Below are 12,060 nucleotides of genomic sequence, written 5' to 3'. Positions count from 1 at the left end.
CCCCAGGAATATTTCTGGGGGGCTTTTTTTGTGAAAAATAGCTTTGATACGAATTCAACCTAACTTTTTTTAACAAAAAAAGCCCCCCAGAGGCAACCGCTTCCTCAAAGGTTGCATCTACCCCTCCAAAGACCCAGCTTATTGTTCTTTTCTACTTCGTATTTCTTGTGACTGACGCCGACCTCATAGCTGCTTGCCGACAAGGTAACAGCCGTGCTCAAAAACAGCTCTACGAGCGGTTTGCGGGCCTGATGCTCTCGGTGTGTTCGCGCTACCTGCGCCACCGCGAAGATGCTGAAGAAGTGATGCTTATGGGTTTTGTTAAAGTGTTTAAAGCTTTGGATCAATACCGCCACGAGGGGAGTTTTGAAGGTTGGATTCGGAAGATTATGGTGAATGAGGCCCTGGGCCAACTCCGCCGCAAAGAACCGCTCCACCTCGCCATCGACGATTACCCCGTACACGTAGCCATCACGGCGGCCGATGCGGAAAGTGATCTGAACGCGGCTGATTTAATGCACATGCTTACCCAGTTGCCCGCCGGTTATCGTACCGTATTTAACCTCTACGCCGTAGAGGGCTACACTCACCCCGAAATTGCCGAGCTGCTGGGCATTACGGAGGGCACCAGTAAATCGCAGCTGAGTAAGGCTCGGGCAATGCTCCAGCGCCGCTTAGGCGGTGCCGGCACTGCCCCCGCTGCCACCACCTCACCCAAAGAATATTATGCAACCGGAAGATATTGATAAGCTGTTTCGGGAAAAGCTGGAGCGCCACGCGCCCCCGCCGCCCGACTACCTCTGGGCTCAGCTCGAAGCCGAGTTGCAGCCCGCCCGCAAGCGCCCCATTATGTGGCTCTACGCTTCTGCCGCTGTGATTACGCTGCTTATGCTAGCTGGTGGCGCGTGGCTATGGCGGGGGGCAAATTTGGACCCAGCCGTGGGTACGGTAGCCAAAGTTGCTACGCAGCCGGCTACTAAAACGCCAGAAGCGGTTTCTTCGAAAAATTCATCTTCTCAGGCAACCCTTCCCGCCGCCCAGCCATCTACCCTATCAGAAGCCGCCGTAGCAACGGCTCCTACGAAGCAGCCTGAGTTGGATGCGCAACCAGCCCAGCCGCTTCGCTCCAAGCCAGCTGCTACTCGCCAACTGGCTCGCGCTACAGCAGTACCCCGTTCATCATCACCCAAAACACTCATTGCCAAGCCTGCGCAGAACACCATGGTAGCTACTCTCACTCCCACCAAAGCGCAACCGGAGCGCCCCGTGACGGAGGAAACGCAGCCAAATGCCCCCCAGCAGCTCCCAACTGTAGCTACTGCCTCCGCTATTGCCCCATCTGTACCCACGGGACCAATAGAAGTGGAAGTACGTCACTCTTCGGCGACGGCAGCGCTGGCAGCTACTCAGCAGGCACCTCGCCGGGGTCGCTTAGGTGGGCAGGTGATGCGCCAAGTGAGCAATGCCCTGCGCGGCGAACCAGTGACTTTACCCCGCTTACCCGAGGACGTAACCGTAACGGTTCGGCCTCCGGGCGCCAACCACGCCCTCGTCATCCAACTTTAATTTCTCCTACATTATGAACCGCTTCTACACCCTGCTGGCAGTAGTGCTGCTAGCCCTGGCCGCGCCTTGCCGCACTCAAGCCTCCGCCCCTGCTCCCGACGACACCATTGTGGTAAAATTGCCCAACCAGGCCACCATGACGCTGTTTGTCAAGAATAAAGCCCAGCTGCGCGAGCTCCGCAACTACAAGCTCGACTCGCTCATGATCTTGCTGGACACCTACATCACCCAGGCCGAAGCCGCCGGCAAAACCTCCAAGACGGAGACGGTAACGATGGAGTTTTATCCCGCCAAAGACCAGCCCGGCAAGCAGGTGCCCGAGCAAATCCGGGTGACGGTGCGTACCGACGAAGGCAAAAAGAGCGACACCGAGCGGGTAGATGTAGTGCTGGGCCGCGCCTTTGGGGTATCGGTTGTAGAGAATGGCGACGATGACCACGTTTCCATCAAAGTAGGTACTTCCGCCATCGACGACTCCACCCGCAACGCCCAAAAAGAAGCCAAACGCCAAGAGCGCGCTGCCCGCCCCGGCCACAGCGACTTCGGCATCGACATCGGCCTGAATGCCTTGGTTAATCGGAACGCCACCACGGCCGAAGACTTCGATTTGCGCCCCTTCGGTTCCCGCTACATCAGCCTCAACTGGCACTATTTGTATCGCCTTGGTCCTCAAGGCAGCCCCGTGCGCTTGCTCACTGGCCCAGAGCTGTCCTTCAACAATTATATGTTTGATAACAACGCCCGCCTCTTCACGACGTCCACCGGTACGACGGTAATTCAGAACGAGCCCAACCTTGATTTAGATAAAAGCAAGCTCGCTACCACCACTATCAATCTGCCGCTTATGCTGGTGCTCAACACTAAAAACAAGAAAGGCAACGACGATGGATTCCGGTTGGGTGCTGGTGGCTTCGCGGGCTATCGCTTGGGCAGTCGCACCAAGATCAAGTATGACAACAACGACCGCGACCGCAAAGACAAGGACCGCGGTAGCTTCAACCTCGAAGATTTCAATTATGGCCTACAAGGCTTAGTCGGAATCGGCGGCTTGGACTTATTCGTCAAGTACAATCTCAATGAGCTATTCAAAGACGGCCGCGGCCCCCAGGCCCAGACCCTCAGCTTCGGCATCACCCTCGGCGGTATCTAAGTTTGCCCGACATTATAAGTAAATAAAAGCTCTCCAGACATATCTGGGGGGCTTTTTGTCTATTGTACGTTCTCTTACACCCTTAGTATATGAATAATCATAGATCTATAAGTAGCTACGAATTGTCGAGTTACGTAAGGTAAATTACATGAATCATATTCATTCTTCTTTCCATCCTATCTTCTCATTTCTATGCTAAAATCCTCTTCCCTCGCCAAATGGGGCGTGGCTGTTCTCTTATTGTCCTCGTTGAGTAGTTGCGAAGACATCATAGAGCAGTATTTCCCCAAGCCCACACCTACCCTACCTACTAGTCCTACCCAGACGGTGGCATACACTACCTATGCTGAATCTGTCGCACCAGGATCCGGAGATGGTGCGTGGAAGAATGGGTTAATTATTTTCAATCCTATTACACTGGCGAAAATCCAGGAAATGCCGATTACGGGCTTGAGCGCTGTAACCGACCGCATCTTTGGGCTCGACATACGCCCCGCCACCGGTCAACTCTATGCTCTGGTTGCCACGACCAGTGCAACCGATGGACGCCTGTATACTATTAACCCCGCCACCGGAGCTGCTACGCTTGTCGCAGCAGTCAGCATTCCCCTCAGTGGGTCGCTTACCTTGGGATTCGATTTTAACCCCGTCGTGGATCGGATTCGGATTGTGACCAACTCAGGTCAGAACCTACGGGTGAATCCGGCCGATGGCGTAGCAATTGAAGATGGGCGTATTAATGGAGGCAACGCCAATAGAGTGGTAGGCTTAGCCTACGATAATAACGTGGCTGGCGCTACCTCCACTAACTTGTACGCGCTAGATTTCACGGAGGGTAAGCTTTACTTAATGAACCCACCCAATGCCGGGACGATCACAGAAGTTGGTCCCTTGAACATCAACTTCCTCTCCGGTGGCAGTTTCGATATTGGCGCCACTAGCAAGAAGGCTTACGCGGCTATGAGCGGCCCGAATAACGGGCGTTTATACTCGATCAATTTAACAACCGGCGCGGCCACAGAATTGGGCGACTTCGGCTTTCCACCTATTAGGCCGTCGCCCACGCCAGGGTTCGTCTTCGCGCCATTCATCACAGGGTTTACGCTCGGGTTAGGCCTGTAATTACTTTCCTTACAACAAGAAAAAGCCCCCCGCTTAAGTGCAGGGGGCTTTTTCTTGCTCAGGGGCTCAAGCTGCTCAGCAGAAGAGTAAATACTTGCGAGCTATTCGCAATGATATCTACTGGCCCTTGCAGCATTCTTACACATTTGACATGCTGGCTTGAGAGGAGAGAAAAGCCACTATCGCGAACAGACTGAAAACTTAGATTTTATTCTGATAACCCAGCATCTTATAATCGTAGTGCACCGTAGTGATTAAAGAGAATCATTCAATTTATTCTTTCTTTCATTTTATAATCTCAACTGTATGCTAAAACCATTATCCCTCGCCAAATGGGGTGTGGCGGTGCTGTTATTGTCGTCGCTGAGCAGCTGCGAAGACATTCTGGAGCAGTATTTCCCTAAACCCAACCCCACTCCGCCGCCTACTACCCCCACCTTTCCGCCCCTAGGATTAGATATCCCATTCTATGCTTTGTCGGGCGGTACCAAGTTGGATGCTTACTCCACGAAGGATCCGGCAACTCGTACGGCCTCGGTTTCTATAACCGGCTTACAAAGTGGCGAACGAATCCTGGCTATGGACTTCCGCCCAGGCACTGGGCAACTCTATGGGGTCAGCAGCGGCAGCCGTATTTATGTAATTAATCAAAACACGGGCAGAGCACATGCTATTGGTTCGGGAGCGTTTACGCCGGCGTTGGGGGGCAATGTGGTGAGTTTTGACTTCAACCCAACCGTCGACCGGATTCGGCTAGTGACGAGTACGGGCCAGAACCTACGCCTCCATCCCGAAACTGCAACGGTAGCCGCTACTGATGGCAGTATCAATGGAGCAACAGGAGCTACTGTGGCGGGCGTGGCTTATACCAACAATGTAGCCGGCGCTGCCGCGACTTCACTTTATGCCATCAACACGCAGAATCAGCAGCTTTACCTCGTCAATCCGCCTAACAACGGTACGCTCGTATCCGTGGGCAGTCTGAACCTGCCCGTAAGCGGCGATGGCGGCTTCGATATTGATGCCAAAACTGGTACCGCCTTAGGTTTGTATTCGGTTAATGGCAGCCCCACACTTTTTACCGTGGACCTGACTACGGGTGCCGCTCGCACATTGGCTAGCTACAGCACAAGTTTAAACTACACTGGTTTAGCTATTCCTACAAGACCTGTCGCTTACATTGCCACTAATGTAGCAGGAGACTTTACAACATTGTCTATTATTGATCCAACAGACTCAAACAGTGTCTCGACAAAGAACGTTACTGGTATCGGAGGCGGAAGCGCCATTGGCCTAGACTTTAGGCCGGCTACAGGTCAGCTATACACAATTATAAACAAGGGTTCTCTAGGCAGTAGTAATTTGTATACCATTGACCTTGGCACTGGCACAGCTACATTTGTGGCTGTAATGAATATACGTGTGATATTCACTGGGAGCTTCGACTTTGATCCTGTTACAGATATGATTCGGGTAGTGGGCGTCTCTGGCCAGAACTTGCGCGTGGACCCAACTACTGGCTTCACCACGGAGGATTCCCCCATTGGTATTCCTGTGGGAATCAATCGACCCGGTGTGAAAACACTTGCCCACGATAATAACTTTGTTGGTGCGACAACAAGTAACCTTTATGGTACTGATGTCTCGATTAATCTTGTTAGTAAACTATATCAAGTTACTCCCATTGTTCCTGGTAATCTAAAGGAGATTGGTAATGTAACCGCTGACGTGCGCCACATGGATATTGGAGGCACCAGCAACACCGCCTATATTCTTGTTAACGTCGTTAATAACGTGCTTCAGCTTAACACACTGAACCTTTCAACCGGGGAGCGCACGTTCGCTCGGACGCTTAATATTCCCGGTCTCGATCAGAGTAACGAATTACCTAGTGGATTCGCTTTAGGTTTAGGTTTCTAAGGCGACCTGTTTTCACTTCGTACATTTTAACAAAAAGCCCTTGCTCGTCAGCAAGGGCTTTTTGTATTGATTCAATTTTGTTGACTCAGAAACCAACACGGCGGATGAAACCTTTATTCTCTATTCATATAACGGCTCAGGCATTCTCCTTCGGCTCCGGCCCGCGAAACACGTCCGTACCCGACACGGGAGGCAATTTTACCGGCCGGCCTTCGCGGGCCGACTGGTAGATGGCTTCCATAATGCGCTGATCCTGCAAGCCTTCTTCGCCGGGCGTGTGGGGCTGCTTGTCTTCCAGCACGCAGGCGGAAAAGTGGTCCATTTCGGCTGCAAACTGATTCGCTGGGCTGATGGTAATCTGGTTCTGCATTTTGGCCGGCCCTTCGGCGTGCGAGGTTTGCAGCTGCTGACCGGTGTAAGCATAGGCGTTGTTCAGGTGCATCCAGCCTTTCTCACCATTCACGCGGTAGAAGCGTGAGTCGTGGGTGTTGTAGTGCGTGATGCTGTCGACCAAAATGCCCCCCGGAAAGCGCATCTGCCACGACATGGCTTCCTCGACTTCCTTGAACAGCGGATTACCGGGCGTGCTGTAGGAGTAAGCAAAAACTTCCGTCGGCTCGCTGCCTAGCAGGAAGCGTGAGGTGTTCAGGCAGTACAGACCGATATCGGGGAGGGCGCCGCCGCCGGCCAGGGCTTTCTTGTGGCGCCAGTGGTCGGGGTTGGCGGAGCTTTGGCTGTTTTGAGCCTGAATGTATTTGGTCTTGCCCCACTTGTTTTCCCGCACCATGCTGCGCACCAGGCGGTTGTAGGGCTCGTACTGTATCCGGTAGGCTATCATCAGCTTGCGGTTGGCTTTTTTGCAGGCCGCAATCATGGCTTCGCACTCGGCGGCGGAGTTAGCCATGGGCTTTTCGCAGAGGATATGCTTGCCCGCCTGCGCCCCGCGAATGGTATACTCGGCGTGCATGGAGTTGGGTAGCACGATGTAAATAACCTGCACCTCCGCATTGTCTTTGAGCTTGTCGTAATCTTCGTAGCTGTAGCAGCTTTCGGGCTTGATCCCGTATTGCTTAGCCACTTTCTTGAGCTTTTCCGGCGAGCCGCTGACTAAGGCTACCGGCCTGGATTTTTTGCACTCGCCGAAAGCGGGCAGCAGTTCTTCCAGGGTCAAGTGGCCCAACCCGACCAGCGCATAGCCCACCCGCTGCTCCGGGGGCAAAGGCGTGGGCGTGGGGCCCGATTTGGGGTCTACGTCTGACTTCCAAGCTTCCAGCTCAATGGGTTTATCTACGCCCGCAGGCACTTTCGCGGGCGGCGACACGGCTTCCGATGAGGGCACTTGCTGCCCACCGGGGCCAGTATACACGGTGGAAGCGGTTACCTCCGAAGCAGGTGTGCCAGTGGTAGGTGTAGCCGCCTTTGCCGCTTCCCCGCCCGACTTATCTTGGCAGCTGGCAAAGGTGCTGGCGGCCACTCCTACGGCCAGACCCCGCCCGGCCATAGTCAGGAATTCTTTACGTGATACTTCCTGGCCGGCCTGACTCAGGACTGTGTTTAGTAGGCTGTTAATAAGCGACATAGCGTACTGGTTGTGAGATTGGAATGGTAGAATAGAACGTGAAAAGAAGTATAGACAAGCTCTACGAAGGTTCGGGTACCAATAGCTGGCTGGCTGTTCAGTATTCGTCCTCTTTAACGTTGGAAAGATCCTTCATCGACCCGATCGGGATACAGGAAAAGCGATACGCACCGGGCCAACGCAGAGGGTTGTGAAGTCAGCGTCTGGTATACCTGAGGGACTTGATAAAAGTCATTTAGCATCTTGATTACCATCATATTAGGGTTACCTAATAATGATGATTTTTACGCATACTCTATGACCTACATTTTAGTAAAACACTATCGCGCGGCTTTTTAAAGCCGTCACCAGATGAGGTGGGAGCCCGACGTTATTCAGAAAGCCTTCTGATGGCCGGGTCACCTGCCCAGTTGCTTCCCTTAGGCCAGTTGGAGAAGTAAACCGGGAAAAGCTGGCCCTCGCTGTCACTCCTATTTTCACTTAACTGCTTATCAATCATGCGTCGGAATTTGAGTTCTTACGACCGGGTGATTCGCATTCTCCTGGCCACCTTCCTCACCGGCTATTTGGTGCGGCAAGGATTCAGTACTCCTGTACTTCTCGCCTGGCTGCTCATTCCGCTCACGCTGTTGCTGACGGGCATCGCTGGCTATTGCCCAATCTATGCTCTACTGGGTATTGCCACGCATCATCAATCGCGGACCTGACTTCGCCGTGAAGTCCCGTCTGACTGGCGTTGGCTTTCTGGCCTTAAGGCCAGAAAAAGCTCCCCAGGGGTGAGATTCGTGGAATTAGGGGCGTTGACCCAGCTTTTATTTTCGATGTCTTCAGGACTATTTTTTACCATTTACTCTTTTAAAATCTCACAGCCATGACAACCCTTCAGCAGTACCAGGATCCGTTTACGGATATGATGCCCAGCCGCTTCAGCAGCATGCTCGACCGCTTCTTCGACGACACGGTGACGGCCCGGGGCCAGCTCAGCACCTTCTCGCCCAAGGTCGATACTTACGAGACAGAGAATAGCTACGATATTGAAGCGGCGCTGCCGGGCCTCAAGCAGGAAGACGTGAAGGTCAATTTCGAGCAGGGGGTGCTGACCATTGCCGGGGAGCGCAAGTTTGAGAAGGAGCGCAAGGAGCGCCAGTATCATGTGGTGGAAAGCTCCTATGGCTCGTTTCAGCGGGCCTTCCGCCTGCCCGAGGCAACTGAGCCGGGCCAGATCGAGGCTTCCTTCGATAATGGCGTGCTGCACGTGCACGTACCCAAGAACAAAACTAAAGTCGCCCAGCACCAGATTCCCGTTCGCAGCGGCGCGAACGGCAAGTAGTCTGCGCACTTACTGGCCCTGCCTGTCACAACCAGCAATCTATAGTATATGCAGCCTACCTTCGTTGTCTTAACCGATATGTCAGCTGCTGCCGAGGTGGCCCTGACGTATACCACCCGCCTAGCCCAACTCATCCATGGACGGATGGTACTGCTCCACGTGTACCTCGACCCGATGCTGGCGCCGGAGGCTGCCGCCATGGCCTCGCCCATTACGGTGACCAGCCGCAAGGAGACGATGGCGTACATGGTACAACGAGCACAGGAGCTACCTGTTCCAGCCGAGGCCGAAATAGTGTTGGATATGCTAAGCCCCGCCTTAGCCGATGTGGTAAAACGCCACAAGCCCGTGCTGCTGGCGTTCGGGCGGGAGGAGCCCTTCAATCTGCTGGACCGGATGATGGGCAATTGGGCGCTGCCCTTTTTGCAGCAGGCCCAACATCCGCTGCTGGTAGTGCCCGAAGTGTGGAAGGATACCGACCTACCCCAGCGCGTGTTGGTTGCCACCGATGATAAAGCGTTCTGGCTGAGTGCGCCTTCGCTAGCCCTCACGGAGCTAATGGCGTCTCTGAAACCCACTACCACTGTCGTACACGTAGCTGAAGAGGCAGGCCCTTCGCGCGCCGATGTGGGTCTGGCCTCCGCGTCGCGCACGGGGATGTTTGGCCATCTAACCGATAACAGCCTGTACGAAGTGTGCGAAGAAGCGCCCGCTGACGGTATTCTGCACGCGGCCGCTGAGTTGCAGGCCCAGCTTATCGTGATGTTGGCGCGGCCGCACACCTTCCTTGGGGGGCTTTTTCACCATAGCGTCACGGCCGATATTCTGCGTCGTAGTCCGGTGCCGGTGCTGGTGCTGCCCACCACGGCTTAAGGCTATATTCAGGGCAAAGAAGCGAGTCGAAGGTTCCGGCACTTGCGCCAGAACCTTCGACTCGCTTCTTTGCTTTCGGCGCTGAAAAAAGCCCCCCAGACCCATTAAGCCGGCACCTACGCCCCTACTTCCGGTACGGGGTGGCGCAGGGCTTGCTCGGCCTGCACCATATTGCTCATTCCCTTCAGCAGGGCATCGGGGGTAAAGGAGATGCTGTCAATGCCTTGCTCCACGAGGAACTGGGCAAACGCGGGGTAGTCGCTGGGGGCCTGCCCGCACAGCCCGATGGGGCGGCCGCAGGCTTTGGCCGCACGAATAACCAGAGCGAGCATGCGGGTTACGGCCTCGTTGTTTTCGTCGAACAGATGGCTCACGATGGCCGAGTCGCGGTCGATGCCCAAGGTAAGCTGGGTGAGGTCGTTGGAGCCGATGGAGAACCCATCAAAGACAGCGGCAAAATCTTCAGCCAGAATAACATTGCTGGGAATTTCAGCCATCACGTACACCTCCAGCCCCTGCTCGCCCCGCTTCAGACCGAACTTCTCCATCAGCGCCACTACCTGCCTGCCTTCGGCCACGGTGCGGCAGAAAGGCACCATCACCTTCACGTTGGTCAGACCCCAATCGAGGCGCACGCGCCGCAGCGCTTCGCACTCCAGCCGGAACCCTTCGCGGTACTGCGCGCTGTAGTAGCGCGAGGCGCCCCGGAAACCCAGCATGGGGTTTTCTTCTTCCGGCTCAAACTGACGGCCGCCAAGCAGGTTGGCGTACTCGTTGGTCTTGAAGTCGCTGAGGCGCACAATCACCTGGCGCGGGTAGAAAGCGGCCGCCACAAACCCGATGGCCTGGGCCAGCTTATCCACGAAGTACTCCGGCTTGCTGGCATAATGAGCGGTGAGCTGCTCAATTTCCTGACGGGCCGGCGCGTCTTGCAGCTTATCAAAATCGACCAGCGCCATGGGGTGAATGCGGATAGCGCTATTAATCACAAACTCCATCCGCATCAGCCCCACGCCCTGGCTGGGATAGCGGGCAAGTTGCAGGGCACGGTCCGGATCAGCCAGAATAAGTAGGGGCTTAGTGTGGGGAATTTCCACCTGCTCCAGGTCGATGTCGGTTTCCTGCCAAGTTAGCTGGCCGGCAAACACCTGGCCTTCATCACCCTCGGCGCAGGAAACCGTGATGAGCTGCCCATCCTGCACTTTTTCCGTGGCATTCAGCGTGCCTACCACAGCCGACAAACCCAACTCCCGCGCCACAATAGCGGCGTGACTGGTGCGCCCGCCTTTATTCGTGACAATGACCGCCGCCTTGCGAAGCACAGCGTTCCAGTCGGGGCTGGTAATGTCGGTAATTAGGATTTCGCCCGGCTGCAGGCGATGTCCGTCGGCCGGCGAGGCGATAATGCGCGCCACGCCCGTGGCAATCTGGTTGCCGACAGCCTTGCCCGTCGCCAGCACTGGCCCTTTCTGGGTCAGGTGGTACTCATGCAAGCGCAACGCTTTACTACCATGATGAATGGTTTCGGGCCGGGCCTGCACGATGTAGAGCATATTGGTCAGGCCATCTTTTGCCCACTCAATATCCATAGGCATGCCATAGTGGTCTTCGATGAGCAGACACCAGCGCCCGAGTTCTTGCGCCTCGGCATCGGACAGCACGAAAACAGCGCGCTTCTCGGGCGGGGTGTCAGAGTTTTCAATGCCGGTTTGGGCGTAGCGCATGGTCTTGGCTTTGTCGCCAAGCTTGCGGGTTACCAGGGCCCGATATCCGCTTCGCAAAGAAGGTTTGAACAGGTAAAACTCGTCAGGATTCACGGCCCCCTGCACCACGTTTTCGCCCAGGCCCCAGCTGCCGGTGAGGTAGATAAGGTTGGCGTGGCCGGTTTCCGGCTCGATGGTGAAAGCCACGCCGGCCGAGCCCACATCAGAACGCACCATGGTCTGCACGCCCACCGATAAAGCCACGCGCAGATGATCAAAGCCATTTTGCAGCCGGTACTTGATTGCCCGGTCGTTGAAAAGCGACACAAAGCACCTCTGACAAGCCTGCAACACAGCCTCTTCGCCTTGCACATTCAGAAATGAATCGTGCTGCCCGGCAAAGCTGGCCGTGGGCAGATCTTCGGCCGTGGCACTGCTGCGCACGGCTACCTGTATACCGCCGTCAGCGTGGCCCGCCGAAAGCTCGCGGTACGCCTGCCGGATGGCCTCCGCCACGCTGGGGGGCATTTTGGCCTGCGTTATCAACGCCCGCGCCTGGGTGCCTACCGCCGGCAGGTTTGTCAGTTCTTTCTCGTCAAGGCTTGCCAGCAGTGCGGTAAGTGGCTGGCGCAGTTGATTTTCATCCAGAAACAGCCAATAGGCGGCGGCCGTTGTGGCAAACCCATTGGGCACATTAATTCCTTTCGGCGTCAGCTGGTTGAAAAGCTCGCCCAGGGAGGCGTTTTTCCCCCCTACCAGCGCCACGTTTTGGTTGGTCAGCTCTCGAAAGAACCGCGTGTATGCTTCCTGTGCCATA

At 55.2% G+C, this 12,060-nt stretch carries 10 protein-coding genes; 8 read left to right on the top strand and 2 right to left on the bottom strand.

The features are described from left to right. Window positions 1-167: 167 nt before the first annotated feature. The 5 genes from H8B13_RS03640 to H8B13_RS03620 all read left to right on the top strand — a co-directional run bounded on the left by H8B13_RS03640 (window position 168) and on the right by H8B13_RS03620 (window position 5,758). A complete protein-coding gene (locus H8B13_RS03640) occupies window positions 168-746 on the top strand; it encodes an RNA polymerase sigma factor (protein WP_187309443.1) in 579 nt (192 codons plus the stop codon). Beyond that, window positions 727-1,566: a hypothetical protein gene (locus H8B13_RS03635; RefSeq protein ID WP_187309442.1), complete on the top strand. Its 840-nt coding sequence runs from the start codon at window positions 727-729 to the stop codon at window positions 1,564-1,566. The genes H8B13_RS03640 and H8B13_RS03635 overlap by 20 nt, the downstream gene beginning before the upstream one ends. Before the next feature lie 13 nt (window positions 1,567-1,579). After that, complete coding sequence (locus H8B13_RS03630) at window positions 1,580-2,716, top strand: outer membrane beta-barrel protein (RefSeq protein WP_187309441.1); 1,137 nt, start codon at window positions 1,580-1,582, stop codon at window positions 2,714-2,716. Window positions 2,717-2,908: 192 nt separating this feature from the next. Then, window positions 2,909-3,838 carry a DUF4394 domain-containing protein gene (locus H8B13_RS03625; RefSeq protein WP_187309440.1) on the top strand — a complete coding sequence of 310 codons (930 nt, stop codon included), beginning with the start codon at window positions 2,909-2,911 and terminating at the stop codon, window positions 3,836-3,838. Between the two features lie 306 nt (window positions 3,839-4,144). Further along, entirely contained in the window at window positions 4,145-5,758 is a 1,614-nt protein-coding gene (locus H8B13_RS03620; protein ID WP_187309439.1) for a DUF4394 domain-containing protein, read from the top strand. A gap of 136 nt (window positions 5,759-5,894) precedes the next feature. Here the strand turns inward: H8B13_RS03620 and H8B13_RS03615 are convergent, their stop codons facing one another. Beyond that, a complete protein-coding gene (locus tag H8B13_RS03615; protein WP_187309438.1) occupies window positions 5,895-7,337 on the bottom strand; it encodes a Gfo/Idh/MocA family oxidoreductase in 1,443 nt (480 codons plus the stop codon). Between the two features lie 497 nt (window positions 7,338-7,834). On the opposite strand from H8B13_RS03615, the gene H8B13_RS03610 reads away from it, so the two are divergent. From H8B13_RS03610 to H8B13_RS03600, 3 genes are all read left to right on the top strand, one after another. Beyond that, window positions 7,835-8,044, top strand: a complete 210-nt coding sequence (locus H8B13_RS03610) for a DUF2892 domain-containing protein (protein ID WP_187309437.1) — start codon at window positions 7,835-7,837, stop codon at window positions 8,042-8,044. A 164-nt stretch (window positions 8,045-8,208) separates the two neighbouring features. Then, window positions 8,209-8,667 (top strand): Hsp20/alpha crystallin family protein, encoded by a 459-nt coding sequence (locus H8B13_RS03605; RefSeq protein WP_187309436.1) that lies wholly within the window; start codon window positions 8,209-8,211, stop codon window positions 8,665-8,667. Window positions 8,668-8,715: 48 nt separating this feature from the next. Next, the gene (locus H8B13_RS03600; RefSeq protein ID WP_187309435.1) at window positions 8,716-9,540 is read left to right on the top strand and encodes a universal stress protein; all 825 of its coding nucleotides are present in this window, start codon (window positions 8,716-8,718) and stop codon (window positions 9,538-9,540) included. A gap of 116 nt (window positions 9,541-9,656) precedes the next feature. Here the strand turns inward: H8B13_RS03600 and ppsA are convergent, their stop codons facing one another. Continuing rightward, entirely contained in the window at window positions 9,657-12,059 is a 2,403-nt protein-coding gene (ppsA, locus tag H8B13_RS03595) for a phosphoenolpyruvate synthase (protein ID WP_187309434.1), read from the bottom strand. Between the last annotated feature and the right edge of the window lies 1 nt (window position 12,060).

This window comes from Hymenobacter sp. BT188 (assembly GCF_014333585.1).
GTDB lineage: Bacteria > Bacteroidota > Bacteroidia > Cytophagales > Hymenobacteraceae > Hymenobacter.
The sequence above is the reverse complement of the archived record's forward strand: the minus strand, read 5'-3'. Positions and strand labels throughout refer to the sequence as shown.

What these genes read in the sequence shown, in the direction of transcription:
- H8B13_RS03635 (WP_187309442.1), top strand. Translation starts at nt 727, where the DNA reads ATGCAACCGGAAGATATTGATAAGCTGTTTCGGGAAAAGCTGGAGCGC.
- H8B13_RS03630 (WP_187309441.1), top strand. Translation starts at nt 1,580, where the DNA reads ATGAACCGCTTCTACACCCTGCTGGCAGTAGTGCTGCTAGCCCTGGCC.
- H8B13_RS03625 (WP_187309440.1), top strand. Translation starts at nt 2,909, where the DNA reads ATGCTAAAATCCTCTTCCCTCGCCAAATGGGGCGTGGCTGTTCTCTTA.
- H8B13_RS03620 (WP_187309439.1), top strand. Translation starts at nt 4,145, where the DNA reads ATGCTAAAACCATTATCCCTCGCCAAATGGGGTGTGGCGGTGCTGTTA.
- H8B13_RS03615 (WP_187309438.1), bottom strand. Translation starts at nt 7,337, where the DNA reads ATGTCGCTTATTAACAGCCTACTAAACACAGTCCTGAGTCAGGCCGGC.
- H8B13_RS03610 (WP_187309437.1), top strand. Translation starts at nt 7,835, where the DNA reads ATGCGTCGGAATTTGAGTTCTTACGACCGGGTGATTCGCATTCTCCTG.
- H8B13_RS03605 (WP_187309436.1), top strand. Translation starts at nt 8,209, where the DNA reads ATGACAACCCTTCAGCAGTACCAGGATCCGTTTACGGATATGATGCCC.
- H8B13_RS03600 (WP_187309435.1), top strand. Translation starts at nt 8,716, where the DNA reads ATGCAGCCTACCTTCGTTGTCTTAACCGATATGTCAGCTGCTGCCGAG.
- ppsA (WP_187309434.1), bottom strand. Translation starts at nt 12,059, where the DNA reads ATGGCACAGGAAGCATACACGCGGTTCTTTCGAGAGCTGACCAACCAA.